At 63.9% G+C, this 26,121-nt stretch carries 23 protein-coding genes; 10 read left to right on the top strand and 13 right to left on the bottom strand.

The window, feature by feature from the left end; translation table 11 throughout:
- Positions 1 to 50: 50 nt before the first annotated feature.
- Positions 51 to 947, top strand: a complete 897-nt coding sequence (locus GGR23_RS13535; protein ID WP_183366831.1) for a branched-chain amino acid ABC transporter permease — start codon at positions 51 to 53, stop codon at positions 945 to 947.
- Positions 948 to 951: 4 nt separating this feature from the next.
- On the opposite strand, the gene GGR23_RS13530 is transcribed toward GGR23_RS13535, so the two are convergent.
- From GGR23_RS13530 to uvrC, 4 genes are all read right to left on the bottom strand, one after another.
- On the bottom strand, positions 952 to 1,431 hold the full coding sequence (locus GGR23_RS13530) for a molybdenum cofactor biosynthesis protein MoaE (RefSeq protein WP_183366830.1): 480 nt from the start codon (positions 1,429 to 1,431) through the stop codon (positions 952 to 954).
- Positions 1,431 to 1,685: a molybdopterin converting factor subunit 1 gene (gene moaD / locus GGR23_RS13525; RefSeq protein WP_183366829.1), complete on the bottom strand. Its 255-nt coding sequence runs from the start codon at positions 1,683 to 1,685 to the stop codon at positions 1,431 to 1,433. Before moaD ends, GGR23_RS13530 begins: the two co-directional genes overlap by 1 nt.
- The gene (gene pgsA / locus GGR23_RS13520) at positions 1,685 to 2,275 is read right to left on the bottom strand and encodes a CDP-diacylglycerol--glycerol-3-phosphate 3-phosphatidyltransferase (protein ID WP_183366828.1); all 591 of its coding nucleotides are present in this window, start codon (positions 2,273 to 2,275) and stop codon (positions 1,685 to 1,687) included. The genes moaD and pgsA overlap by 1 nt, the downstream gene beginning before the upstream one ends.
- A gap of 116 nt (positions 2,276 to 2,391) precedes the next feature.
- Positions 2,392 to 4,428, bottom strand: coding sequence for an excinuclease ABC subunit UvrC (gene uvrC / locus GGR23_RS13515; RefSeq protein ID WP_183366827.1), 2,037 nt, complete (start codon positions 4,426 to 4,428; stop codon positions 2,392 to 2,394).
- A 504-nt stretch (positions 4,429 to 4,932) separates the two neighbouring features.
- On the opposite strand from uvrC, the gene GGR23_RS13510 reads away from it, so the two are divergent.
- Positions 4,933 to 5,571 carry an outer membrane protein gene (locus GGR23_RS13510; protein WP_183366826.1) on the top strand — a complete coding sequence of 213 codons (639 nt, stop codon included), beginning with the start codon at positions 4,933 to 4,935 and terminating at the stop codon, positions 5,569 to 5,571.
- Between the two features lie 78 nt (positions 5,572 to 5,649).
- Here the strand turns inward: GGR23_RS13510 and GGR23_RS13505 are convergent, their stop codons facing one another.
- The 3 genes from GGR23_RS13505 to GGR23_RS13495 form a co-directional block, all read right to left on the bottom strand.
- Positions 5,650 to 6,249 (bottom strand): glutathione S-transferase family protein, encoded by a 600-nt coding sequence (locus GGR23_RS13505; protein WP_183367052.1) that lies wholly within the window; start codon positions 6,247 to 6,249, stop codon positions 5,650 to 5,652.
- Positions 6,250 to 6,272: 23 nt separating this feature from the next.
- Positions 6,273 to 7,001, bottom strand: coding sequence for a ribonuclease T2 family protein (locus GGR23_RS13500; RefSeq protein ID WP_183366824.1), 729 nt, complete (start codon positions 6,999 to 7,001; stop codon positions 6,273 to 6,275).
- An 81-nt stretch (positions 7,002 to 7,082) separates the two neighbouring features.
- The gene (locus GGR23_RS13495; protein ID WP_183366823.1) at positions 7,083 to 7,940 is read right to left on the bottom strand and encodes a 23S rRNA (adenine(2030)-N(6))-methyltransferase RlmJ; all 858 of its coding nucleotides are present in this window, start codon (positions 7,938 to 7,940) and stop codon (positions 7,083 to 7,085) included.
- Between the two features lie 81 nt (positions 7,941 to 8,021).
- Here GGR23_RS13495 and GGR23_RS13490 point away from each other — a divergent pair, with 81 nt between their 5' ends.
- The gene (locus GGR23_RS13490; RefSeq protein WP_183366821.1) at positions 8,022 to 10,145 is read left to right on the top strand and encodes a molybdopterin oxidoreductase family protein; all 2,124 of its coding nucleotides are present in this window, start codon (positions 8,022 to 8,024) and stop codon (positions 10,143 to 10,145) included.
- Positions 10,142 to 10,738, top strand: a complete 597-nt coding sequence (locus GGR23_RS13485) for an NUDIX domain-containing protein (RefSeq protein WP_183366820.1) — start codon at positions 10,142 to 10,144, stop codon at positions 10,736 to 10,738. Before GGR23_RS13490 ends, GGR23_RS13485 begins: the two co-directional genes overlap by 4 nt.
- Positions 10,739 to 10,796: 58 nt before the next feature.
- Here GGR23_RS13485 and GGR23_RS13480 read toward each other — a convergent pair whose 3' ends face one another.
- From GGR23_RS13480 to purM, 3 genes are all read right to left on the bottom strand, one after another.
- Positions 10,797 to 11,753 carry an omptin family outer membrane protease gene (locus GGR23_RS13480; RefSeq protein ID WP_183366819.1) on the bottom strand — a complete coding sequence of 319 codons (957 nt, stop codon included), beginning with the start codon at positions 11,751 to 11,753 and terminating at the stop codon, positions 10,797 to 10,799.
- Between the two features lie 103 nt (positions 11,754 to 11,856).
- The gene (gene purN / locus GGR23_RS13475; protein ID WP_183366818.1) at positions 11,857 to 12,441 is read right to left on the bottom strand and encodes a phosphoribosylglycinamide formyltransferase; all 585 of its coding nucleotides are present in this window, start codon (positions 12,439 to 12,441) and stop codon (positions 11,857 to 11,859) included.
- The gene (gene purM / locus GGR23_RS13470) at positions 12,438 to 13,511 is read right to left on the bottom strand and encodes a phosphoribosylformylglycinamidine cyclo-ligase (protein ID WP_183366817.1); all 1,074 of its coding nucleotides are present in this window, start codon (positions 13,509 to 13,511) and stop codon (positions 12,438 to 12,440) included. The genes purN and purM overlap by 4 nt, the downstream gene beginning before the upstream one ends.
- A gap of 187 nt (positions 13,512 to 13,698) precedes the next feature.
- Here purM and GGR23_RS13465 point away from each other — a divergent pair, with 187 nt between their 5' ends.
- The 5 genes from GGR23_RS13465 to ppx all read left to right on the top strand — a co-directional run bounded on the left by GGR23_RS13465 (position 13,699) and on the right by ppx (position 19,989).
- Positions 13,699 to 14,256, top strand: coding sequence for a CDP-alcohol phosphatidyltransferase family protein (locus GGR23_RS13465; protein ID WP_210296974.1), 558 nt, complete (start codon positions 13,699 to 13,701; stop codon positions 14,254 to 14,256).
- 39 nt (positions 14,257 to 14,295) lie between these two features.
- Entirely contained in the window at positions 14,296 to 15,429 is a 1,134-nt protein-coding gene (locus GGR23_RS13460) for an AI-2E family transporter (protein ID WP_183366816.1), read from the top strand.
- A 28-nt stretch (positions 15,430 to 15,457) separates the two neighbouring features.
- A complete protein-coding gene (hdaA, locus tag GGR23_RS13455; RefSeq protein ID WP_183366815.1) occupies positions 15,458 to 16,150 on the top strand; it encodes a DnaA regulatory inactivator HdaA in 693 nt (230 codons plus the stop codon).
- Positions 16,151 to 16,254: 104 nt separating this feature from the next.
- A complete protein-coding gene (locus GGR23_RS13450; RefSeq protein WP_183366814.1) occupies positions 16,255 to 18,441 on the top strand; it encodes an RNA degradosome polyphosphate kinase in 2,187 nt (728 codons plus the stop codon).
- Between the two features lie 33 nt (positions 18,442 to 18,474).
- Entirely contained in the window at positions 18,475 to 19,989 is a 1,515-nt protein-coding gene (ppx, locus tag GGR23_RS13445) for an exopolyphosphatase (RefSeq protein ID WP_183366812.1), read from the top strand.
- A gap of 16 nt (positions 19,990 to 20,005) precedes the next feature.
- Here the strand turns inward: ppx and rnd are convergent, their stop codons facing one another.
- The 3 genes from rnd to GGR23_RS13430 all read right to left on the bottom strand — a co-directional run bounded on the left by rnd (position 20,006) and on the right by GGR23_RS13430 (position 24,002).
- Entirely contained in the window at positions 20,006 to 21,151 is a 1,146-nt protein-coding gene (gene rnd / locus GGR23_RS13440; protein ID WP_183367050.1) for a ribonuclease D, read from the bottom strand.
- 94 nt (positions 21,152 to 21,245) lie between these two features.
- Complete coding sequence (locus GGR23_RS13435) at positions 21,246 to 22,643, bottom strand: multicopper oxidase family protein (RefSeq protein ID WP_183366811.1); 1,398 nt, start codon at positions 22,641 to 22,643, stop codon at positions 21,246 to 21,248.
- A 123-nt stretch (positions 22,644 to 22,766) separates the two neighbouring features.
- Complete coding sequence (locus GGR23_RS13430; RefSeq protein ID WP_183366810.1) at positions 22,767 to 24,002, bottom strand: MFS transporter; 1,236 nt, start codon at positions 24,000 to 24,002, stop codon at positions 22,767 to 22,769.
- A 225-nt stretch (positions 24,003 to 24,227) separates the two neighbouring features.
- Here GGR23_RS13430 and aspS point away from each other — a divergent pair, with 225 nt between their 5' ends.
- Positions 24,228 to 26,018, top strand: coding sequence for an aspartate--tRNA ligase (aspS, locus tag GGR23_RS13425; protein WP_183366809.1), 1,791 nt, complete (start codon positions 24,228 to 24,230; stop codon positions 26,016 to 26,018).
- The last annotated feature ends 103 nt before the right edge of the window (positions 26,019 to 26,121 follow it).

The raw sequence follows: 26,121 nt of genomic DNA, 5'->3' as shown, positions 1-26,121 counted from the left end.
CTGGTAAAACGCATTTTGCCAGTTATAATTCTCGCAAAAAGGAGTCCGTGATGGGATATCTCGTCCAACAGCTTGTCCTGGGCCTCTCGCTGGGGGCACTGTATGCGTCCCTGGCCTTTGGCTATTCGATCGCGTTCGGCGTCACGAAGCGTGCGGATATCGCCTATGGCGGCTTCTTTGCCTTCGGTGGCCAGATCTATGTGCTGTTCGTGGATCAGGGGTTCAACGAATTGCGGCTGATCCTGCCGGCCGCGCTCGCTTTCGGAGCCTGCGTGTCATTCGCCTATGCCTCGGGGATCGGGCTCTTCGCCGGACGGCACATCATGGGACCCCTGGTGCGCGTTTCGCCCAATGCGGTGATCGTCGCGGCCCTCGGGCTGCTGATCGTGCTGATGGAAACGGCGCGCCTGGCATCGGATACGAGAGATCTCTGGCTGCCGCCGCTTCTGGCCGAGCCGGTGACGCTTGTCGTCATAGGGGGCAGGGCGGTGCAGCTCACGGGCATGCAGCTCCTCAATACGGGCCTGTTCTCCATCCTCGTGGCCACCGGCCACTACATCCTCACGCGCACCCGTTTCGGCCGACACTGGCGCGCCGTCACCGAAGATCCGCTGGCGGCGGGCCTGTGTGGCGTGAATGCGCCGAAGGTCTTCGTCGTCGCCTATGTCGCCTCCACGATGGTCGCGGCTGCAACGGGCATGATCGCCACCAACTACTACGGCAACATGGATTTCGGCTCGGGGATCATGTTCGGGCTGAAGGTGCTGCTGATCGCCGCCGTCGGCGGTTACGGCGAACCGCTGAAATCCGCGGGAGGGGCTGCCGCGCTGGGACTTGCCGAGACCCTGTGGGGGGCCTATGCGCCCTTCGTCTGGCGCGATCTCGCCGTCTTCTCGCTGCTCGTCTTCGTGCTGGTGATCAGCCGCCGGGAGCGGGTCATTCCCTGAGGGGTCAGTCCTGCTTCCAGCGAAGCCGGGCCGTGTCGTCGGCATCGCGTGCGGCCACCCATCCGCCCTCGGTGCCGTCGCGCCCGTGTTCCTTCTTCCAGAAGGGGGCCGATGTCTTGAGGTAGTCCATCACGAAATTCGCGCCGTCGAAGGCGGCCTGCCGGTGCGACGAGGTTGCGGCCACCAGAACGATCTGGTCGCTCGGCTCCATCCGCCCGTAGCGGTGGACGATGGCGAGCCCGAGAAGCGCAAAGCGCCCGATGGCCTCTTCGCCGATCCGGGTCAGCTCCGCCTCCGCCATGCCGGGATAATGCTCGAGCTCGAGGGCTTCGAGCCGCCCGGCCTCGTCGCGGCAGAGGCCGGTGAAGGTCACGAGCGCCCCGACATCCGTCCGCCCATCCGTCAGCGCATGGACGATGGCACGGGTATCGATGTCCTCTCGCTGGACGGAGACGATAGGGCGCAGGATTGACGGCACGGGCATCAGCCTCCGGTCATCGGCGGGAAAAGGCCGATTTCGCGGGCACCGGCAATCCTCTCGTGACGCTCGGCATGCTCCTGGTTGATGGCAACGCGAATGGCATCGGGAAATTCCAGCGCCGCCTCGTATTCCTCGCCGAGCGTCCTCAGATGCGCCAGCAGATCGCCGACCGTTTCCACGGAGGCCGGAAGATCGAGGTCTTCCTCGGACTTGCCGATGCGCTCGCGGACCCAGGCAAAATAGACGAGCCGCGTCATCAGTCGTCTACCACGTGCTTCAGGCCGGCGCGGAAGTAGTCGTAGCCGGTGTAGATGGTCAGAAGGGCGGCCACCCACAGCAGGAAGATGCCGAACTGCGTGGTGTAGGGCAGCACCTTGTCGCCTGCCGGGCCTGCCAGCAGGAAGGCAAGCGAGAGCATCTGCACCGTGGTCTTCCACTTCGCGATGCGCGTCACGGGAACCGAAACCTTCAGCTCGGCCAGGTATTCGCGCAGGCCCGAGACCAGAATTTCACGGCACAGGATGATGATTGCCGCCCAGAGCGACCAGCCGGCGATGGTCTTCTCCGTATCGGCCGCCATCAGCAGCAGGCAGGTCGCCACCAGCAGCTTGTCCGCGATCGGGTCCAGCATGCGCCCGATATTCGAGGTCTGGTTCCAGATCCGCGCGAGATAGCCGTCGAAAAAGTCGGTGATCGAGGCGACCACGAAGATGACCAGCGCCGCCCATCGCGCGAAGTCGGAGCTTTGCAGCTTTCCTTCGATGAAGAAGCACAGAACGATCAGCGGAACGGCCAGAATCCGGCCATAGGTCAACAGATTTGGAATATTGTATGCGCGCGAGGCCATGAATCAGCTTCTTCTGTTCCAAGGGGGATGACACTAAGATGAAGGTCCGTTCCATCCAGCGTCAATGGTGGTTACGACAAATCCCATCGCAATATGCGATTTTTGCGGCGGTCCGCTCAGCTTCCGTCACTTTCGTGAAAATGTCCGTAGATCGTCCGTGCCATCGCTTCCGAAATGCCCTCGACGGCCATGAGGTCTGCGACCGCTGCGCGTGAAACCGCCTTGGCCGTTCCGAAGTGCTTCAGCAGCGCCCGCTTGCGCGAGGGGCCGATGCCGCCGATCTCGTCGAGCGGGTTTTTCACCATTTCCTTCTTGCGCCGCGCCCGGTGGGAGCCGATGGCGAAGCGGTGCGCCTCGTCGCGCATGCGCTGGATGAAGTAGAGAACCGGATCGCGCGGCGGCAGCGTGAAACCGCCGGCCACGCCCGGCGGAAAGAAGCGCTCGCGCCCGGCATCGCGATCCACGCCCTTGGCGACGCCGATGGCAATGACATGGTCGGTGATACCGAGCTCGTCGAGGATCGAGCGAACAGCCGTCATCTGTCCCTGGCCACCGTCGATCAGGATCACGTCCGGCCAGGCGGGGAAGGGCATGTCCGCCAGGTCTTCCGTCGAGGGTGCTGCAGAGCGGTCGGGCAGGCCCTCTTCCTTGAGAAGCCGGGAAAAGCGCCGCGTCATCACCTCGCGCATCATTCCGAAGTCGTCACCGGGGGTGATGTCGGTCGATTTGATGTTGAACTTCCGGTACTGATTCTTCACGAAGCCTTCCGGCCCGGCGACCACCATGCCCCCGACCGCATTGGTGCCCATGATGTGGGAGTTGTCGTAGATCTCGATGCGCCGCGGCACGTAGGGCAGCTTGAAGGTTTCCGCGAGCCCCTTGAGCAGCCTCTCCTGCGAGGCCGTTTCGGCAAGCTTCCGGCCATGGGCCTCGCGGGCGTTGCCGAGGACGTGATCGACCACATCCTTCTTTTCGCCGCGCTGCGGCACGGTGATCGAAACCCGGTGGCCGGCGCGCTCGGAGAGCGCCTGCGCGAGCAGTTCCATCTCCTCCACCGTCTCGGACAGAAGGATCTGCCGCGGGCAGGGCTTGTCGTCGTAGAACTGCGCCAGAAAGGCGTTCAGCACCTCCGCGCCCGTCAGCTGCGGATCGGCCTTCGGAAAATAGGCGCGGTTGCCCCAGTTCTGCCCGGTGCGGAAGAAGAAGACCTGGATGCAGGAAATGCCGCCCTCGTGGTGGATGGCGAAGACATCCGCCTCCTCGACGCTGGCAGGGTTGATGCCCTGATGGCTCTGGACATGGGAGAGCGCGGCAAGCCGGTCGCGGTAGACGGCGGCCCGCTCGAAATCGAGATCTTCTGCCGCTTCGTTCATCGCGGCGGCAATCGTCTGCTTCACTTTCTGGCTGCGGCCAGACAGGAAATCACGGGTTTCGGAAACCAGCTGCGCATAGGCCTCGTCGCTGATCTCGTGGGTGCAGGGGCCGGCACAACGCTTGATCTGATAAAGAAGGCAGGGACGTGTGCGGGTCTCGAAGACACTGTCCGTGCAGGTGCGCAGCAGGAAGGCGCGCTGCAGCGAGTTGATGGTGCGCCCGACCGCGCTCGCCGAGGCGAAGGGGCCGAAATAATCTCCCTTGCGCGCTCTTGCGCCGCGGTGCTTGACGATCGCCGGCGCCCGATGGTCGCCCGTCACGAGGATGTAGGGAAAGGACTTGTCGTCCCGCAGCAACACGTTGAAACGCGGCCGCAGGCGCTTGATCAGGTTCGCCTCGAGCAGCAGCGCTTCGGTTTCCGTCCGGGTGGTGACGAATTCCATGTGCGCGGTTTCGCGCACCATGCGGGCGATCCGGTTGGAGTGAACCCGGCCCTGGGCATAGTTGGAGACGCGCTTCTTGAGACTGCGCGCCTTGCCCACATACAGCACGTCGCCCGCCTCGTTCAGCATGCGGTAGACGCCGGGTCCATTCGGCAGGCGCTTGACGAACTCGGCGATCAGATCCTGTCCGCGAAGGCCGTTCTCGGCAGCCGATCCCTCGTTCCAGTCGATGTCCAGCTGCGACGGCGACTCGGGCGCCGGGGAAATGTCTTCCTCGTCGTCCAGCGATTCGTCATCGAAGAGAATGCCGCCATCGGGCAGCTTCCGTGCAGTCATCTCGAACTCCGGCAGGGCAAATCACGCGTCCACACGCATCCCTCATTTGGGGCTTTCCGGGGCGGGTGTCAAAAAGAAAGAACAAAGAAAAAACATGGACGCTTCCATGTTTTACCGGTTTCTTTTCAAGTGCGGATTGCCCGCATTTTGCACTGCACACAGAAGGCAGACCTTGCCCTGTCTGGCAGAATACAGGATGCAACGGGGCAGGCGCGAAGCCGGAATAAATATAAAAATCCGGACAACTAAGTAAGCATAAAATTTAACCAGTCGTTTACCATGAATTATTGTTGTTAATGTTTCGGTATGGTTAACAAATATCCTGTGGCAAACAAGCAACGTCAAGATTCGGGCCGCTGAATGCCACATTTAAATCACAATTTCGCTCTTCCATTTCCCAAATTAGATAGCATTTTAACTTTCGAGCCACACAGGCAAACGGATTATCCTGCAGACGAGCGGCCCGCGATGGCTTCGGTTCCGCAGGATCGAAAGGAGAAAGAAATGCGTAAATTTGTAGTCTCTCTCATGGCTTCCTCGGTCGCTGCCATGACCTTCGCCGCTGCAGCACAGGCAGCTGATGCCATCGACTCGATCCCGGAAGCACCGCAGGCCTACGAACAGCCGGCCGCTACCGGCAACTGGGGCGGTGCCTATGTCGGTGGCGCTGCCAACTACAACTTCGGCCGCTTCGACAGCAACGGCTACGACGACAAGGCCTTCGGTGGTCAGGTCTACGGCGGTTACAACGTCCAGGACGGCCAGCTGGTATACGGCGGTGAAGCTGACCTCGGCTACTCCGGCAACGACAACGTCACCGCCGGCGTGAAGACCAAGCAGGGTGTCAACGGCTCGCTGCGCGGCCGCCTCGGCGTCGATACCGGCCCGGTTCTCGTCTACGGTACGGCCGGTGTTGCCGCTTCGCGCCTGAAGGGCTCGGATGCAACCTCGTCCGACACCCGCAACGCTCTCGGCTGGACTGCCGGTGCCGGTGCCGAAACCATGATCACCGACACGATCTCGGCCCGCGCCGAATATCGTTACACCGACTACCAGAACAAGAACTTCAACCTCGCTTCCGGCGTTGCCGAGCGTGGCTATGACGAGCACAGCGTGAAGCTCGGCGTAGGCGTCAAGTTCTAAGACGCGTTTCGCAAGGAACGATCCAGAAGCCGCCGGCTTGCGCTCTCGCAGCCGGCGGTTTTCTTTTGTCCGCTGTTTTCAGGGCTGCTGCGGCTTCATGGCGCCGTAATGGGGAAAGCGGTCGGCGAATTCGAGGGCCCAGGCGACCAGCTTCGGATGATCCTCTTCCCACTGGCCCGCAAAGCGCAGCCCGAGATAGCCGAGCGTCGCGGCAAGGGCGAAATGGCCTCCATGCAGCCTCTTGCCGATCTTCGGCGGGTTCTTCTCCAGCATGTCGAGCGCGCGCCGCGCCTTCTCCCACTGGCGCTCCGTCCAGGGTGCATGCTGCTTTTCCTCCGGGCGCATCCGCTTCTCGTAGACGATGGCCAGAAGGCAGTCGCAGATGCCGTCCGCAAGGGCTTCCAGGATTTCCGCCTCGGTGCGCTTGCGGTCTTTCTCGGGATAGAGCTTGCCGTCCGACTTGCGGTTCAGGAACTGCATGATGGCGCGGCTGTCATAGACGGCCTTGTCCTTGCCATGCAAAAGGACGGGGATCTTGCCCAGCGGATTGTTGTCGGTCAGTTCGGCGGGACCCGCCACCGTATCCACCATCACTTCCATGTAGCGGAAGCCGAGATGCCGGGCCGCCATGCGTACCTTGGCTGAATAGGGGGAGGTCGGGGAACACAGGATCTTCATCATGGCCATCGCCTTTCGCTCGTCTAGGATGGGGGAAGAACGGTGATTGTCGCCGAGCAGGAGCGCCGCGTTCCCTCGGGGCAGGGACGGCCCGAAAGCGAGGCATCGAGGCACAGCCGGATTTCCTTGAGCACGCCACCCTTGCCGCACTGGAGCGCGACTGCCGAGGTCGGCAGGCCCGGATTGGCCCTGGCGATCATGTCGAGAAGCCGGTTCCGCTCCAGGCGCTGGTCCCGGGTGGCGCGGGAGAGCGGTTCTGGCTGGCGGAACGCGTCCCAGGCGCGCTCGGTCGCCGCGAAATAGTCCCGCTGGGAAAGGCCGGAGCAGGTGCCATGCTTTTCCCATTCATGCCGGGCAAGGCCGACGCTCGGCATGTAGCGCATCACCTGCCGCGCAATGTCGTCGCGAAGCCGTTTCGGCTCGGATGTGTCGCAGTATTCGGCGCGCCCGTCCGGCCAGAGGCCGTGCACCACGAGGCCGCGCATCGCGCCCGTCTCGCACTGGTCGCTCTCGCCCTCGGGATCGCTGCTGGCGCAGAAAGCAGGAGACCAGCTGAGCGCCAGGATATATCCGGCTGCGCCTGCGGGGATGGTCCGGGCCGTTTCGCCTTCCCGCTTCCTTGCCGGTGGCTGAGGGGAGGTATCCTGCTGCGGAGTATTCCCCTTGGGCGGGGTAGAAAGCGGAGCGTCCTTGAGGAACAGTCCCGCAAGAGCGAGTGCGGCGATGAGAAGGAAACCGAGAGAGCGGCGCATGGGGCGTGTTCATCCACGTCTTGCCGGCCGGGCCGGCTGAGGGGCACGCCTTTCTTAAGCGATGCGCCGCGCGGGCGGAAGCTATTTCTTCTCCTCGCCGCGCAACCAGAAGACGCGTTGGGATGCGTAGCGATCCACGGCGAGGCGCTCCCTGAGAACCGGCAGCAGCACATGCAGCTCGTCCTTCAGCGTGTAGGGCGGATTGACGATCACGAGGCCGGAGCCGTTGAGGCCCGTGGCATCGCGGTCGCTCATGACCGTCAGCTCGGCGCAGAGCATCTTGGGGATTTCCAGCGCCTTCAGCGCCTCGTGGAAGGCGGCGACCGGCGCCCCCTTCTTCATCGGATACCAGAGGCAGAAGGTCCCGCCGGAAAAGCGGCGGTAGCCTTCCGCAAGCCCCTTCACCAGCCGTTCGTATTCCCCCTCCTGCTCGAAGGGCGGGTCGACGAGCACGAGGCCGCGCTTCTCCTTCGGGGGCAGGTGGGATTTCAGCGTCAGCCAGCCGTCCAGTTCGGTCACGCGTACCTGGTGATCGCCCTCGAAGAGCCGCGCGAGGGCACGGGCATCCTCCGGGTGCAGCTCGATGGCGGAAAGCCGGTCCTGCGGGCGGAAAAGGGCGCGGGCAAGGGCCGGTGAGCCCGGATATTTCCGCAGGCCGCCCTCGGGATTGAGCGCGCGCACGGCCGTGAGATAGGGCTCGAGAAGCGCGGAGGCTTCCGGCGGCAGCTCGGCATCGATCAGCTTTCCGATGCCCGTCTGCCACTCGCCGGTCTTCTGGGCTTCCACGGAGGAGAGATCGTAAAGGCCGATCCCCGCATGGGTATCGAGCACCCGGAAGGCGCCTTCCTTCTTCTGGAGGTAGCGCACGAGCAGGGCCAGCACCGCGTGCTTCAGCACATCGGCGAAGTTGCCTGCATGGTAGATATGGCGATAGTTCATCTGCCGTGATGCCTCGATGAAATCTTTTGGGGCTGGCCGGCAGGCCTTCTGCCCCGGTCCCGTTTGTCCTATACAAAGGACATGAACATTGCGACCCCCGACCTCACAAAATCCCGCATCGGTCATACGGCCTGCCCGCATGATTGCCCCTCAACCTGCGCGCTGGATGTGGAGATCGGCCCCGATGGCCGGATCGGCCGCATGCGCGGCTCGGCGGACAACAGCTACACGGCCGGCGTCATCTGCGCCAAGGTCGCGCGGTATGCAGAACGCCTCTACCATCCGGAGCGGCTGCTGACGCCGCTGCGCCGGCGCGGCGAGAAGGGGAGCGGCGACTGGCAGGAGATCGGCTGGGATGCGGCCCTCGACGAGATTGCGGAAGCCTTCGTCAAGGCGGAAGCCCGCCACGGATCGGAAGCTGTCTGGCCCTATTTCTATGCCGGCACGATGGGCTGGGTGCAGCGGGATTCCATCGAGCGGCTGCGCTTTGCCAAGCGCTATTCCGGCTATTTCGATACCGTCTGCGTGAACATGGCCTGGACCGGTTTCGTCATGGGCACGGGTTCGCTGCACGGGCCGGACCCGCGCGAGATGGCGAAATCCGATTGCGTGGTAATCTGGGGTACCAATGCGGTCGTGACCCAGGTGAACGTGATGACCCATGCGATCCGCGCCCGCAAGGAGCGCGGCGCCCGGATCGTCGTCATCGACATCTACGACAATGCCACCATGAAGCAGGCGGACCTGGCGCTCGTCGTGCGCCCCGGCACCGATGCCGCGCTGGCCTGCGCCGTGATGCATGTGGCGTTCCGCGACGGTTATGCCGACCGGGCCTACATGGCCCGCTATGCCGACGATCCCGCGGGGCTCGAGGCCCATCTGGCCACCCGCACGCCGGAATGGGCTGCGGCGATCACCGGCCTTTCTGTTGCCGAGATCGAGGCCTTCGCAAGGCTCGTGGGAGAAACGAAGCGCACCTATTTCCGGCTTGGCTACGGCTTCACCCGGCAGCGCAACGGTGCCGCCGCGATGCATGCCGCAACGTCCATCGCCACAGTCCTCGGCTCCTGGCAACACGAGGGCGGCGGCGCCTTCCACAACAACGGTCAGGCCTATCGCCTGGACAAGTCGGAACTGATGGGCACCGCCATGGAGGATCCCTCGATCCGCGTGCTCGACCAGTCGCAGATCGGCCGCATCCTGACCGGGGATGCCGAGGCGCTCCGGCACGGTCCGCCCGTGACGGCGATGCTGATCCAGAACACCAATCCGGTCAATGTCATGCCGGAGCAGCGGCTCGTGAAGCAGGGCTTCCTGCGCGACGACCTCTTCACCGCCGTGCATGAACAGTTCATGACCGATACGGCAAGGCTTGCCGATCTCGTCCTTCCCGCCACCATGTTCGTCGAGCATGACGACATCTACAGGGGCGGGGGCCAGAGTCATCTCCTCTTCGGACCGAAGCTCGTCGAGCCGCCGGCAACGGTGCGCACCAATCTCTTCGTCATCGAGGAGCTCGCCAGGCGTCTCGGTGTCGCCGACCGGCCGGGTTTCGGCTACACGGAACGGGAGATGATCGACCGCATCCTCCGACGGAGCAACATGGGTACGCTCGCGGATTTCGAGGCAAACCGCTGGATCGACTGCCAGCCCGATTTCGAGACCGCGCATTTCCTCAACGGCTTTGCCTATCCGGACGGGCGCTTCCGTTTCTCGCCCGACTGGAGGAACGGCCCGTCCCCCGTCAAGCCGCCGGAAAGCCTGGGCGCCATGGGTCCCTATCAGGGCCTGCCCGCCTTTCCGGATCACGTGGAGCTGATCGAAAGCACCGATGCCGATCATCCCTTCCGCCTCGCGACCTCGCCGGCGCGGAACTTCCTGAACTCGACCTTCACGGAGATGCCGACATCGCGGCAGAAGGAGGGGCGGCCCGAGCTTCTGATCTCGCCGGCGGATGCAGCCGCGCACGCCCTTGCCGACGGTGACGTCGTGCGGATCGGCAATCCGCGCGGCGAAGTGCGCCTTCATGTCCGCCTGTCGGAAACAGTGCGCCCCGGCGTCGTCATTGCCGAGGGCCTGTGGCCCAATTCGTCCCATCTCGATGGCGAGGGCATCAATGTCCTCACCGGCGCCGATGCGGTTGCTCCCTATGGCGGGGCGGCGGTCCACGACACGAAGGTATGGCTGAGGAAGGACGCTCCATGAGCGGGCGAAAGAGGGCGGAGATAACCGTCGTCAGCGACGAGACGCTCTCCCGCAACTGGTATCATCTCAGCAACGTCACCTTCGATTACACGGGCTCTGACGGAAAGACGGTGCGCCTCAAGCGGGAGGTCTATGACCGCGGCAACGGGGCGACCATCCTCCTGCGCGACCGCAAGCGGGACCGGATCGTGCTGGTCCGGCAGTTCCGCATGCCCGCCCATCGCAACGGGCATGACGGATGGCTCCTCGAGACGCCCGCGGGCCTGCTCGACGGCGAACATCCGGAAGAGGCGATCCGGCGCGAGGCGATCGAGGAGACCGGGTACCGGGTCGGCGAGGCGCGTTTTCTCTTCCGCTCCTTCATGTCCCCCGGCGCGGTGACCGAAACCATCGATTTCTTCGTGGCGGATGTGGATCTTTCGGACCGCGTGGCGGAGGGTGGCGGCGTGGCGGACGAGAACGAGGATATCGAGGTGGTCGAGGTCTCCCTGGACGAGGCGCTTGCGATGGTCGAGAGCGGCGCGATCTGCGATGCCAAGACGGTGATGCTGCTTCAGTGGGCGGAGATCGAGCGTCTCAGGGGACGCTGGTAGGGCAACAAAAAACCGGGCTTCAGGCCCGGTTTTTCGATTCAGGATCAAGCGGAAGGCGTCAGAACTTCATGTTGACGCCGAAGGAGATCTGCATGGAGCGGAAATCCGCGCCGCTTGCATCGGAGGTCTTGGCGGAATCGCCCGTGACGGTGTTGATGGTCTCCACGTCGCCGCGGGCATGGAAGATCTTTTCGAAGCCGCCGGCCAGATAGAAGCTGGTGTTCTCGTTATAGTGATAGGAGGCCGAGAGGTCCGCACCCAGCATCGGTGCCGCCTTCATGTCGTCGTAGAAGCGAAGGTCCCGCAGCCAGTGATCGTCGGTATCGCGGATGCCGAGGGAGAGACCGCCCTTCAGCGCCCCGCCGAGCGTCCAGTTGCCCACGTCATGGCTGACGCCCGCGGTGGCGTAGAGCACCGGGATCTGCTGCCGGTAGCTGATGACCTTCTCGTTCGGGCCGAAATTGTCAACGGTGTCGCGGAAGGCGCTGCCGGAATAGATGTAGCTCCCGCCGACGGCCGACCACTTCACGTCCGTATACTTGAAGCCTGCGCCGAGGCTGAGACGGGTGTCCTCGGTGGCATAGACCTGCTTGCCGATTTCGAGGCTGCCCGACCAGTAGTGGTCAAGCTCGGTATCCGGATGCTGCGAGCGGTCGGTCCAGTCGTCCGGACCGTTCGGGCCCGCATTGTCCGGGTAGATCCAGTCGTAATCGGTCATGTGGTTGTTGCCCTTGATCCCGGTGCTCAGGGAGGCCTTGAGCAGGAAATCATGGGGAAGCTCCGCTTCGCCATTCAGGGTGAAAAGCACGACGCCGCGGCTTTCCCAGTCGAGACGGGAGATGGTGTAGTCGCCGTCATAGACGAACTCGCCGGCATCGATGTTCATCAGGCCGATACCGCCGGAAAGCGAGAAGCTATTGTCCGCATTGGTGTAAACGGTGGCGTCCGCGGCAAGGGCGGCGGTGGCCGACGCGCCGAGCGCCACTGCACCGGCAAGGGCAGCAAGTCTGTTCATGGCATGGTTCCCCGAAACAAATGTTGTCGTAAATGACAATTAGTCGAGGAATCGCTGACGCCGCAACCGGCGCTTGCCGCCAAAATTTGGGATGAGTCCTGGCTTATACAAGGTCTTCCGCGAATGCCCTGAGGGTCGCGGGATAGAGCTTGTGTTCTTCCACAAGCACACGGGCGGCGAGGGTCTCGGCGGTGTCTCCGGGCAAAACCGGCACCCGCGCCTGCGCCAGAACCGGGCCTTCGTCCATGCCTTCCGTCACCACGTGCACCGTGCATCCGGCTTCCGTCATGCCCGCGTCGATGGCGCGCTGGTGGGTGTGGAGGCCCGGAAAGAGTGGCAACAGGGAAGGGTGGATATTGAGGATGCGGCCCTCGTAATGGCGGATGAAATCTGCCGAAAGCAGGCGCATGTAGCCGGCCAGGCAGAGAAGGTCCGGCGTCAGCCCTTCGAGGCAGGTCAGGATCGCCCGTTCATGGGCCGCCTTGCTGTCGAAATCCCCGCGCTGGAATGCGAAGGTCGGAATGCCCATGGATGCAGCCTTTTCCAGGCCGCCGGCATCCGCCTTGTCGGCGATGACGCCGACGATCTCCACGGGGTAGCCGGGCGTCTGTGCGGCGCGGGCAAGGGCCACCATGTTCGATCCGCCACCGGAAATGAAGACGACGGCGCGCTTGCGGGCCGGGCTCATAGGGCGAGCGTGCCCTTGTAGATCGTGCCGGCGCCGCCTTCTGCCCGGGCGACCATGCGGCCGAGCCTGACGGGGGTTTCGCCCTCTGCGGAAAGTGCCGCAATGACCTCGTCCGCCCGCTCGGCAGCCGTGACGACAATCATGCCGATGCCGCAGTTGAAGGTCCGGAGCATTTCCTTCTCGGCAACGCCGCCGGTGCTTGCAAGCCAGGAGAACACGGCGGGCGGCCTGATGGCTTCGAGGTCGATCTCGGCGGAGAGATGCTTCGGCAGCACGCGCGGAATGTTCTCCGGGAAGCCGCCGCCGGTGATGTGGGCCAGCGCCTTGAGCGCCTTCGTCTTGCGGATGGCGGCAAGCAATGGCTTCACGTAGATCCGGGTCGGCGTGAGGAGTGCCTCGCCGAGCGTCTTCGAGTCGTCGAAGGGCGCCTTGTCGTTCCAGCCGAGGCCGGACCGCTCGACGATCTTGCGCACGAGGGAGTATCCGTTCGAATGCACCCCGGAGGAGGCGAGGCCGAGGATGACGTCGCCTTCCGCGATGTCACCGGAGGGCAGCAGTTCGCCGCGTTCGGCAGCGCCGACTGCAAAGCCGGCGAGATCGTAGTCGCCGCCCTTGTACATGCCGGGCATTTCCGCCGTTTCGCCGCCGATCAGCGCGCAGCCCGCCTGACGGCAGCCCTCGGCAATGCCTTCGACGATGGCCGCGCCCTGATCTGGATCGAGCTTGCCGGTGGCGAAGTAATCGAGGAAGAGCAGGGGCTCCGCGCCCTGCACGACGAGATCGTTGACGCACATGGCCACGAGGTCGATGCCGACGGTATCATGCCGGTCTGCATCGATCGCGATCTTGAGCTTGGTGCCGACGCCGTCATTCGCCGCGACGAGGATCGGATCCCTGAAGCCGGCGGCCTTGAGGTCGAAAAGCCCGCCGAAGCCGCCGATTTCGCCATCGGCGCCCGGGCGACGGGTCGAGCGTACGGCCGGCTTGATCTTCTCGACCATGGCGTTTCCTGCGTCGATATCCACGCCCGCGTCGCTGTAGGTCAGACCGTTCTTTTCCGACTGGCTCATGCTCTCGTCTCCTGCCGTAATCTGCGGCTGGCATTCGCATGTCGCACCGCCTTATGCAAGGCCAAACCGCCAATTTTCAGGCTTTTCTGGACCTTGCGGCGCTGTACGTTCCCGGCGCGATCCCCGATTTCGGCGGTCTGGTAACCGGACAGTTTAACGCCCATATTGGGAAGCAAGGAGAACCGTCTTGCCGATCACCATACCCAACATCATCACCATCGCGCGGTTCCTGCTGGTTCCGGCCGTCATCTATGCGCTTGCCCATGGCGAGATGGTGCTGGCCTTTGCGCTCTTCGTCACGGCCGGCGTCTCGGATGCGGTGGATGGCTTCATTGCCCGTCACTTCAACCAGCGCTCGGAACTGGGGGCCTGGCTCGATCCGCTCGCGGACAAGCTGCTCCTGGTTTCCGTCTTTGTGATGCTCGGGGTGTTGGGAGAGCTTCCGGACTGGCTGATCTTTCTCGTGGTTTCCCGGGATGTGCTGATCATCGGGGCGGTCGTGCTGGCGAGCGTCATGGATCAGCCGATGGAGGCCGATCCGATCCTGGTGTCGAAGGCCAGTACCGCCGCGCAGATCACCCTTGCGGCGGTGGCGCTTGCAGCGCCTGCCTTCGCACTGGAGCCCGGCGTGCTGCTGACGGTCCTGATCGGCCTCGTCGCCGTCTTGACCACACTCTCCGCCGCATCCTATTTCCGTATATGGATGCGGCACATGGGCGTTTCCGGACGGTCGTCCGGAGAATAGCCGCGCCCGAGCGATCATCGAGCAGAACCAGGGGACAACATGGTCACGCACATCACCGGCAGCCACCTGAAGCGCCAGCTGCTTTTCTGGATCGTCATCCTGGTGCTGTTCTATCTGTTTCTCACGACCTTCAGTTCGGTGCTGCTGCCCTTTGTGGCCGGCATGGTCCTGGCCTATTTCCTCGATCCGGTCGCCGACTGGCTGGAGCGGCGCGGCCTGTCGCGGCTGATGGCAACGGTCGTGATCCTGATGGGCTTTCTCGTGATCTTCGTCGCGGCGCTTGTCGTGATCATCCCGATGATCGTCACCCAGGTCTCCGATCTCGCGGCCCATGCGCCGGAATATGTCCGCAAGCTTCAGAGCGAGGTTTCCGCCGAAAGTCTCCAGCGTCTGCCGAAATGGGTGACCAGCCAGATTGCCGTGGTGAAAGCCAATGCCACCAAGTTCCTGGGGGAGGGGGCCGCTTTCGCGACAGCCGTTTTCGGCCAGATCTGGAGTTCGGGCAAGGCCATCGTCGACCTCGCGTCCCTGCTGGTCATCACGCCCGTGGTCGCCTTCTATGTCCTGCTCGACTGGGACCGCATGGTGGCCAAGGTGGACAGCTGGATCCCGCGCGACCACGTCGACTCGGTTCGCCTGATCGCCCGCGAGGTCGACCAGGCAATTGCGGGCTTCGTGCGGGGACAGGGTTCGCTCTGCCTCATCCTGGCGGTCTATTATGGCGTGGCGCTCACCCTGACGGGGCTCAATTTCGGCCTGCTGATCGGCTTTTTCGTCGGGATGATCAGTTTCATCCCCTATATCGGCTCCATGGTCGGGCTTGCGCTTTCGCTGGGCGTTGCCGTCTTCCAGTTCTGGCCGGACTACTGGATGCCGGCGCTTGTGCTCGGCATCTTCCTGTTCGGGCAGTTCATCGAGGGGAACGTTCTCCAGCCCCGTCTGGTCGGCAAGAGCATCGGGCTGCACCCCGTCTGGCTGATGTTCGCGCTGCTTGCCTTCGGTGCGCTTTTCGGCTTCGTCGGCCTGCTCGTCGCCGTGCCCGCCTCGGCCGCCATCGGGGTACTGGTGCGCTTTGCGATCAACCGCTACCTTGAGAGCGATCTCTATCATGGCCATCCGGCGCTGCGCGCGCCAAAGGCCCAGGCCCGGATCGGTTCGGAACCTGAAGCCTGATCGTCAAACCTGTGGTATCCTGTGCGTCATGCGTGATTTGAGTGCCCGTAAGAATGAACAATTGCCGCTGGAATTGCCCCACGATCCGGCAACCGGCCGCGACGACCTTGCCGTGGGCGGACCGCTGGCGGCGGCCGTTCAGCTGATCGACCGCTGGCCCCACTGGCCATCGCCCGTCGTGGTGCTGGTCGGCCCGGCGGGGTCCGGAAAGAGCCATCTCGCCGAAATCTGGCGCGAACGCTCCGCCGCTGCCGCAATCCTGCCGACCGCCAATGACGATGCAGCCCTGACCGCTGCCGGCGGACCCGTGCTCTTCGAGGACGCCGACCGCCACGATTTCGACGATGCGGCCCTTTTCCATGTCATCAACAGCGTGCGCCAGCACGGCCAGACCCTGCTGATGACCGCGCGCACCTGGCCCGGCATGTGGGATGTGTCCCTGCCGGACCTCCGTTCGCGCCTCAAGGCGGCCACGGTGGTGGAGATCGGCGAACCGGATGAGGCGCTGCTTGCGCAGGTCATCGTCAAGCTCTTCTCCGACCGACAGCTGCAGATCGAGCCGAAGCTGGTCGACTACATGGTCCAGCGCATGGAGCGCTCGATGGAAATGGCGCAGAAGATCGTCGACCGCATCGACTTCCTGGCGCTGGCCCGCGGCAGCCGCATCACCCGCCCGATCGTCCAGGAGGCACTGGCCGAGCCCGCCCTCGGGGAGGATTGACTGTCACGGAAGTGTCGTAAAACTGTAATAGGCGGTAGCCATCCATGTGGCATCTGCCATGGGCGGCAGGAAGCCGAAGCAAGGGCGAGGGAAGAGCGATGGACATGGCGGCGGCAGAAGGCGCTGAGAAGACGGTTCCGGCAGGCGAGGAAGGGCTGGAACTTCTGTCCAGTCCCGAGCGCTTCATCAACCGGGAATTCTCCTGGCTGCAGTTCAACCGACGCGTTCTCGAGGAAACCCTGAACGAATCGCATCCGCTTCTGGAGCGGGTCCGGTTCCTGTCGATCTCGGCCACCAATCTCGACGAATTCTTCATGGTGCGCGTGGCCGGCCTCGAAGGCCAGGTCCGGCAGGGCGTGACGATGAAGAGCCCCGACGGCAAGGCTCCCGCCGAGCAGCTCGAGGACATCCTCAAGGAAATCGACAATCTGCAGATGGAGCAGCAGGCATCGCTTGCCGTGCTCCAGCAGTATCTCGCCCGCGAGGACATCTACATCGTCCGCCCCTCCGCGATCTCGGAGAGGGACCGCGAATGGCTGGCGGAGGAGTTCGAGCGCTCGATCTTCCCGGTGCTGACGCCGCTTTCCATCGATCCGGCTCACCCTTTCCCCTTCATTCCCAATCTCGGCTTCTCCATGGGGCTTCAGCTCGTGAGCAAGCGGACGGAAGAGCCGATGACGGCGCTGCTGCGCCTTCCGACCGCCCTCGACCGCTTCGTGCGCCTTCCCGACGCCGGCAGCGCCCTGCGCTACATGACGCTCGAGGACGTGGTCGGCATGTTCATCCACCGGCTCTATCCGGGCTATGAGGTGAAGGGTTTCGGAACCTTCCGCATCATCCGCGACAGCGATATCGAAGTGGAGGAAGAGGCCGAGGACCTGGTGCGCTATTTCGAGACCGCCCTGAAGCGCCGCCGGCGCGGCTCGGTGATCCGCATCGAGACCAACGCGGAGATGCCCGCATCGCTGCGCCAGTTCGTGGTGCAGGAGCTCGGCGTTCCGGACAATCGCGTGGCGGTCCTTCCCGGTCTTCTCGCGCTCAACACGATGAGCGAGATTGCCAAGGCGCCGCGAGACGACCTGCGCTTCCAGGCCTACAATGCCCGCTTCCCCGAGCGCGTGCGCGAGCATGCGGGCGATTGCTTCGCCGCCATCCGGGAGAAGGACATGGTTGTGCATCACCCCTATGAATCCTTCGACGTGGTGGTCCAGTTCCTTTTGCAGGCCGCCCGCGATCCCGATGTTCTGGCGATCAAGCAGACTCTCTATCGCACCTCGAACGACAGCCCCATCGTGCGCGCGCTCATCGATGCGGCGGAAGCCGGCAAGTCCGTCACCGCGCTCGTGGAGCTCAAGGCGCGCTTCGACGAGGAGGCAAACATCCGCTGGGCGCGCGACCTGGAGCGGGCGGGCGTGCAGGTCGTCTTCGGCTTCATCGAGCTCAAGACCCACGCGAAGATGTCGATGGTGGTGCGCCGCGAGGACGGAAAGCTGCGCACCTACTGCCACCTCGGAACCGGCAACTACCATCCGGTGACGGCGAAGATCTATACCGACCTTTCCTTCTTCACCTGCAACGACAAGATCGCCCATGACATGGCGAATGTCTTCAACTTCATAACCGGCTACGGCGAGCCGGAGGAGGGGATGAAGCTTGCGGTCTCTCCCTACACGCTCAGGCCGCGCATCCTGCGCCATGTCGAGGAGGAGATTGCCCATGCCAAGGCCGGCAGGCCGGCGGCGATCTGGATGAAGATGAATTCGCTCGTCGATCCCGACATCATCGATGCACTCTATGCAGCGAGCCGCGCGGGCGTGAAGGTCGATCTCGTGGTCCGCGGCATCTGCTGCCTGCGGCCACAGGTGCCCGGTCTTTCGGAAAACATCCGTGCGAAATCGATCGTCGGACGCTTCCTGGAACACAGCCGCATCTTCTGCTTCGGCAACGGTTATGGCCTGCCTTCGGAAAAGGCGCTCGTCTACATCGGCTCGGCCGACATGATGCCGCGCAACCTCGACCGCCGCGTCGAGACGCTGGTGCCGCTGCTCAACAAAACCGTGCATGAGCAGGTCCTCTCCCAGATCATGCTGGGCAACCTGATTGACAACCAGCAGAGCTACGAGATACTGCCCGACGGCACCTCGCGCCGGATTGGCGTGAAGCCCGGTGAGGAACCTTTCAACGCGCAGCATTACTTCATGACCAATCCCAGCCTGTCCGGCCGTGGCGAGGCCCTGAAGTCCAGCGCTCCGAAACTGATTGCGGGCCGCGTCTCGGGTTTGAGAAGCTGAGCGTCCCGGCAGAAAAGCGTGTAAAGAAATTGCATGGTTGAATCAGAAGCCCAAGGGCGCCTGCCGGGGATCGCCCCCGTTTCGGTGGTCGATATCGGATCGAACTCGGTCCGGCTGGTGATCTACGAGGGCATGTCCCGTGCTCCGGCCATTCTCTTCAACGAGAAGGTCATGTGCGGCCTTGGCCGCGGCATTGCCACCACCGGCCGCATGGACCCGGAAGCCATTGCCCGGGCGCTTTCGGCGCTGAAGCGCTTCAAGGCGCTGAGCCGCCAGTCCCGCGCCAGCGACCTGCACGCGGTCGCAACCGCCGCTGCCCGGGAGGCTTCCAACGGCCCGGATTTCATCCGCCAGGCCGAGGCGATCCTGGGAACGCGAGTGCGGGTGCTTTCGGGCGAGGAGGAGGCCTACTTTTCCGCCCTCGGCATCGTCTCCGGCTATCATCATGCTGATGGCATCGTCGGCGATTTCGGCGGCGGGTCGCTGGAGCTCATCGACGTGCATGAAAGGGATACGCGCGACGGCCTGACGCTGCCGCTGGGCGGCCTGCGCATCGCCGACGAGGCCGACGGTTCGCTGGCAAAGGCGAAGTCCTTCATCCAGCATCACCTGCAGCGCGCGCCCGTGATCCTGCGCGGGCAGGGGCGCACCTTCTACGCCGTCGGCGGAACCTGGCGCAACATCGCGAAACTGCACATGGAAGCCCGCGATTATCCGCTCCACATGATGCAGGGTTACGAGGTTTCCTTCGACGAGATCATGCCCTTTCTCGACGGGCTCATCGCGGCCAAGGATACCAAGGCGCTTTCCGCCGTTTCCAAGAACCGCCGTGCGCTGATCCCCTACGGCGCGCTTGCCATGCGCGAGGTGATCGCGCGGATGAAGCCGGCGCGGGTTTCGTTTTCGGCGCAGGGGGTCCGCGAGGGCTACCTCTACGCCCTCCTGCCGCCGGCCGAGCGCAACCGCGACCCGCTGATTGCCGCTGCCGGAGAACTGGCGATCCTGCGGGCCCGCTCACCGGAGCACGCCCGCGAGATCGCGGAATGGTCCGGCGACATGCTGCACTTCTTCGGCATCGACGAGACCGAAGACGAAAGCCGCTTCCGGCAGGCGGCCTGCCTGCTTGCCGACATCAGCTGGCGCGCCCATCCCGATTACCGCGGGCTGCAGGCGCTCAACGTCATTGCCCATGGTTCCTTCATCGGGATTACCCATCCGGGCCGGGCCTTCATCGCGCTGGTGAACTACTATCGATACGAGGGGCTGTCGGACGATCACCTGTCGGCACCGCTCGCCAATATCGCGACCCCGCGCCTGCTCGAGAGGGCGAAGCTGCTCGGCGGGCTCCTCCGGGTCGTCTATCTGTTCTCGGCTTCCATGCCGGGCGTTGTGCGCAACCTCACCTTCGCGAAGTCCTCCACGCCGGGCATCGATCTCGATTTCCTCGTCCCGGAAGCCTATCGGGATTTCGGCGGAGAGCGGGTAGAGGGCAGGCTTCAGCAGCTCGCCAAGCTCACCGGCAAGAAGCTGCAGTACAGGTATCTCTGAAGCAGCGGGCGGCGGATCAGAGCTCCACCGCCTCCACCTTCCGGTCGATGAAACGCAACCCGACATCGCCGCGGATCAGCTTCAGCGCCACCTCTCCGAAGAGGTCCCGGCGCCAGCCGTGCATGGCCGCCACGTCGGCATTCTCGCCGTCTGCGGCAATCCTCTCCAGATCGTCCGTATTGGCGATCACCTTGGCCGCCACGCCGTGCTTGTCGGCGATCAGCTTGAGGAGAACCTTCAGCAGTTCCGTCGCGGCGGCGGCACCTTCCGGTGCCTGTACATGGCGCTGCGGCTGGGGCATCTCGGCGCGCGGCAGCGCCAGCGCCCGGTTGACGGCTTCCACCACGGCCTGGCCGGAAGAGGAGCGCTCCCAGCCCTTCGGCACGGTGCGCAGGCGTCCGAGCGCTTCGGTGTCCTTCGGCTGCTGCTGGGCGATCTCGTAGATCGTGTCGTCCTTCAGCACCCGGGAGCGCGGCACGTTGCGGCTGCGCGCTTCCCGTTCGCGCCAGGCGGCGACCTCGCGCAGCACGGCAAGCTCCTGAGGCTTCTTCAGCCGCATCTTCAGCCGCAGCCAGGCATCTTCCGGCGGCATGTCGTAGGTTACGGGCGATTCCAGAACCGCCATCTCTTCCGAGACCCAGAGCGTCCGGCCCTCGCGCTCCAGCTCCTCGCGCAGCACCTTGTAGACATCCCTGAGATGGGTCACGTCCGCCAGGGCATAGGCGAGCTGCTTTTCCGAAAGCGGCCGGTGGCTCCAGTCGGTGAACCGGGAGGACTTGTCGATGGAGACGCCCTTTGTGCGCTGGACGAGCTGGTCGTAGGAAACGCTGTCCCCGAAGCCGCAGACCATGGCCGCCACCTGCGTATCGAAGATCGGGTGGGGAATGATGCGGCCGAGATTGTAGATGATTTCGAGATCCTGCCGGGCGGCATGGAAGACCTTGGTGACGCTCCCGTTCGACATCAGCTCGAAAAAGGGGGCAAGGTCGATGTCCCGGGCCATGGGGTCGACCAGGACCTCCATGTCGGGGCTCGCCATCTGGATGAGGCACAGCACGGGCCAGAAGGTGGTCTCGCGCAGGAATTCGGTATCGATCGTGATGAAATCCGATTGCGCCAGTTGCTCGCAGGCTTTGCGAAGGGCGGCGGTGGTATCGATGATCTGCATGAAGGGGACCGGTCAGGCTTCGAAATGAAAGACCTGTTTTCCTTTCCCGTTCAAGTCCGGATGTCAATAAGGCGACAGCCGCTTTGGCTCAAACCACCCGCAAATAGGTGGTCATCCCGCTCTTTTGATGCTCGATGATGTGGCAGTGAAACACCCAGTCGCCGGGGTTGTCGGCGACGAGGCCGAGCTCCACCTGTTCGTCGGGCAGCATCAGCCAGGTGTCCGTGACGAAGGATTGCACGGGCCGCGCGCTGGAGGACAGGACCACGAAATTCATGCCGTGCAGATGGATCGGATGCGCGTGCGGCGTGGGATTTGCAAGCCGGATGCGGTAGCTCCTGCCCTGTTTCAGCTCGGCCAGCGGTGCCGTGGGATCGGTATCGCCCGACCAGGCAACGTTGTTGATTGCCCAGAACGTATAGCCGAGCGTTCCGCAGATGCTCGTCTTCGGGGCCGTTTCCGCCGTGGCGGACAGCTTCATGTCCAGGGATGCCGCTGCCGATGCATCGAAGGCCGGCACCGGATTGGCGGTCAAGGGGCCGAGATCTCCAGGGGCCCGCCTGAGCGATGGTCCCGTGGCGCGGAAGGAGGCAATTGGCTTCGGCTGGCTGCCACGGATATCCATGAGCCGTGCAATGGCGCCTTCCGCATCCGGCATCCGCAGCGCAAGATCGAGCCGCTGCCCCGGCCCGACCATCAGCGTATCCAGCGCAAAGCGCCTGGGTACCGGATTGCCGTCGATGGCGATGACGGTGGCCTGCGCGCCCTCGAGCTGCATCGTGTAGATCCGGGTGACGTCGGCTGCCAGAAGTCTCAGCCGCACAAGACCGCCTGCGGGCGCATCGATCTGCGGCTCCTTCTGCCAGTTGGCCGTACGCAGCGTTCCATAGGTGCCGGCCTTGGCTGCATCGCGTGCCTTGAAGGGGGCGATGAACTGCCCGTCGCCGCCAAGCCGCCAGTCGCGCAGCATCAGCGGTATTTCCGCATCGAACACCGGATCGTCCTTGCCCTCGACGATCAGCATGCCCGCAAGGCCGCGCCCCATCTGCTCCAGCGTGTTGCAGTGGGGATGGTACCAGAAGGTACCCGCATCCGGTGGCGTAAAGGCGTAGTCGAAGCCATCGCCGGGATAGACATAGGGCTGGGAGAGCAGCGGAACGCCGTCCATACCCACCGGCACCCGCACGCCGTGCCAGTGAATGGTCGTCGGTTCCTCGAGCGCGTTGACGAGGCGCGCGGCAAAGGCCTCTCCCTGACGGGCGCGGAGGACCGGGGGAACCGGTCCCTCGCCATAGGTCATCATGCCCCGTGTCGCGCCCTTGCCGGTGATGTCGACCTCGATCGCTCGCGCCTTCATCTCGACGGGAGCGGCTGCGGCAAAGGCCGTTGCCGGCAGTCCGAACCGGCCGGCCAGCAGGCCCGCAGCGCCCGCGGTGCCGAGAAGGGCTGAGGCTTTGAGGAGCGAGCGACGGTTGAGTGCGGTCATGACAGATATCCCGGGTTTCGCGATCCAATCTCATAAGTGGATAAGCGTTATCAAGATAAAAACCGCCGTCGCAACCCCTTGCTACACTCGGTCGCGGCGGCACTTGATGTCCGTCAGGTCAGGTCAGGGCTCGCGCTCGTCCGGCGGGGTTGCGAGCTTGTTGAAGAAGATGGAGGTGCGCAGGAGGCTGCGAAACCGCCCGTGACGCTTCTCCACCGGCACCGCGCGGCGCGTGGCCATGCGGTTCAGCGTGTAGAGCATGAACAGGAAGAAGATGAAGGCCAGATAGAGAAACAGGCTTTCGGCACCGAGGTGATCGATCAGGACCGAGGCCACCATCGGCCCGAAGGTCGCGCCCACGGACCAGAAGAACAGCGTTCCGGCCGAAACCAGCGCATGCTGCCCTTCCTGCGCATGATCGTTCGCATGGGCCGAACAGAGCGAATAAAGCGGCATGGCAAAGGCGCCGAAGAAGAAGATGCCGAGATAGTTGTAGATCAGCTGGTCCCGGGCAAAAAGCCCGATGAACAGGCAGGCTATCATCGCGCCGCCGCTCGACACCAGGATCATCAGACGCCGGTCGAGCCGGTCCGAGTAGTGGCCGAGGGGATACTGGAGCACCACCCCGGCGAGGATGCCCACACTCATGAAGGTGGCAATGGAGGTGACCGACATTCCGATGCCCTTGCCGTAAATCGGGCCAAGGGCGCGAAAGGCGGAGTTGGAGAGGCCGATGGCGATGCAGCCCGCGGTGGCGAGAGGCGATATGTTCCAAAGCGCCCTTACATCGAAGCGGATCGCCTCAGGCAAGGCCGGGCTCGACTTGTCGGCAAAGGAGATCGGCACCAGGGAGAGCGTCAGCGCCATGGAGATGATGGCGAACAGCGCGAAGCCGTCGATGCCCACGGACGGGATCATGTATTGCGCGAGCGTGACCGAGCCGAGATCGACGAACCGGTAGATGGACAGCGTGCGCGCGCGGGTCGCGTTGGTCACCTTTGCATTCAGCCAGCTTTCCATCACCGCAAAAAGGCCGGCAAAGCAGAGGCCCGAGATCAGGCGAAGGATGAACCATGACACCGGGTCGATCAGCAGGGCCATGGCGAGCGCTGCCGCCGAGGCGATGGCCGCAAGCGCGGAAAAGGCGCGGATGTGCCCGATCGCCCGGATGACCCGGGTGACGTAGATGCAGCCGATGGCGAAGCCGATGTTGTAGCCGGTCCCGACAAGCCCGATGAGCGAGGTGGAAAATCCCTCGTCCAGCGCTCGCAGCGCGATGAAGGTCCCCTGCAAGCCGTTGCCGCCTATCAGGATGCCCGCGGTGACGAGGAGGGGAATGAGCGGCCGGAGCTGATTCATGGAAAGACCAACGGAGGAGGGAAGGGAGCGAATCCCTATTTGTACGCCTGTGCAATGTCTTGTATCCAAGGGCAACCCGGAAAAACAGTGCAAGAAGCCACGAGGCGGCGCCAAGCCTTGACAAACGCGCGCGCACATGCGCTTTTCCCCGCGATTTGACGCCGGTGCAGGGCTGTCCTGAAGGGACGAGTCGTGGCCGGGTTTTCGACATTCAGGAACATTCCGATGCATCGTTACCGCTCCCACACCTGTGCCGCCCTCCGAAAGAGCGACGTCGGCTCGACCGTTCGCCTGTCCGGCTGGGTCCACCGCGTCCGCGACCATGGGGGCGTGCTGTTCATCGACCTTCGCGACCATTACGGCATGACGCAGGTCGTCTGCGATCCGGACAGCCCCGCCTTCAAGACCGCCGAGACCGTGCGCGGCGAGTGGGTGATCCGCATCGACGGCCTCGTGAAGGCCCGTACCGAGGAAACCGTCAACAAGAACATGCCGACCGGCGAGATCGAGCTCTATGCCCGCGAGATCGAGGTTCTTTCCGCAGCCAAGGAATTGCCGCTGCCTGTCTTCGGCGAGCCGGACTATCCGGAAGACGTGCGTCTGAAGTACCGCTTCCTCGACCTGCGCCGCGAAACCCTTCACCGCAACATCGTCAGGCGCACCCAGATCATCTCCGACATGCGCCGCCGCATGGGCGAGATCGGCTTTGCGGAATATTCCACGCCGATTCTGACGGCCTCCTCGCCGGAAGGCGCGCGCGACTTCCTCGTGCCGAGCCGCATTCACGAAGGCAAGTTCTTTGCCCTGCCGCAGGCGCCGCAGCAGTACAAGCAGCTGCTGATGGTGGCCGGCTTCGACCGCTATTTCCAGATCGCGCCGTGCTTCCGCGACGAAGACCCGCGCGCCGACCGCCTGCCGGGCGAATTCTACCAGCTCGACCTCGAAATGAGCTTTGTCGAGCAGGAGGACGTCTGGAACACCATGGAGCCGGTGCTGCGCGGCGTTTTCGAACAGTTCGCCGAAGGCAAGCCGGTCACCCAGACCTTCCCGCGCATCGCCTATGACGATGCGATCCGCAAGTACGGTTCCGACAAGCCGGACCTGCGCAACCCGATCGTCATGGAAGCGGTAACCGAGCATTTCGCCGGTTCCGGCTTCAAGGTTTTTGCCAACATGATCGCCTCCAACCCGAAGGTTGAGGTCTGGGCGATCCCGGCCAAGACCGGCGGCTCCCGCGCCTTCTGCGACCGCATGAACGCCTGGGCGCAGAGCCAGGGCCAGCCGGGCCTCGGCTACATCTTCTGGCGCAAGGAAGGCGAGAAGCTGGAAGGTGCCGGTCCGCTCGCCAAGAACATCGGCGAAGAGCGCACCGAAGCCATCCGCACCCAGCTCGGCCTCGGCGATGGCGACGCCTGCTTCTTCGTCGCCGGCGATCCCGCCAAGTTCTACAAGTTCGCCGGCGAAGCCCGCACCCGCGCCGGCGAGGAGCTGAACCTCGTCGACCGCGACCGGTTCGAACTGTGCTGGATCGTCGACTTCCCCTTCTACGAGTGGAACGAGGACGAGAAGAAGATCGATTTCGCCCACAACCCCTTCTCCATGCCGCAGGGTGGCATGGACGCGCTGGAAAACCAGGATCCGCTGACGATCAAGGCCTACCAGTACGACATGGTCTGCAACGGCTTCGAGATTGCTTCCGGTTCGATCCGCAACCAGTCGCCGGAGCTGATGGTCAAGGCCTTCGAGAAGGTGGGCCTGTCCCAGCAGGACGTGGAAGACCGCTTCGGCGGTCTGTACCGCGCCTTCCAGTACGGCGCGCCGCCGCATGGCGGGATGGCCGCCGGGATCGACCGCATCGTGATGCTGCTCGTCGGCGCCAAGAACCTGCGCGAAATCTCGCTCTTCCCGATGAACCAGCAGGCCCAGGACCTGCTGATGAACGCTCCCGCGCCGGCCACGCCGGCCCAGCTCCGCGAACTGGCGCTCCGGGTCGTCCCGAGCGCGAAGAAGGACTGATCTCGTCGAAGACGAGCCTGGACAGGAAAGAACCCGGTCTCAGCGCCGGGTTTTTTGTCGACCGGACTTTGCTCCCGGCTTTTGGAACCCGAAACGAAAAAAG

Origin of the sequence: Gellertiella hungarica (genome assembly GCF_014197145.1) — a bacterium.
Classification (GTDB): Bacteria; Pseudomonadota; Alphaproteobacteria; order Rhizobiales; family Rhizobiaceae; genus Gellertiella; species Gellertiella hungarica.
Note: the sequence above shows the minus strand (reverse complement) of the source record. Positions and strands in the feature narration are given on the sequence as shown.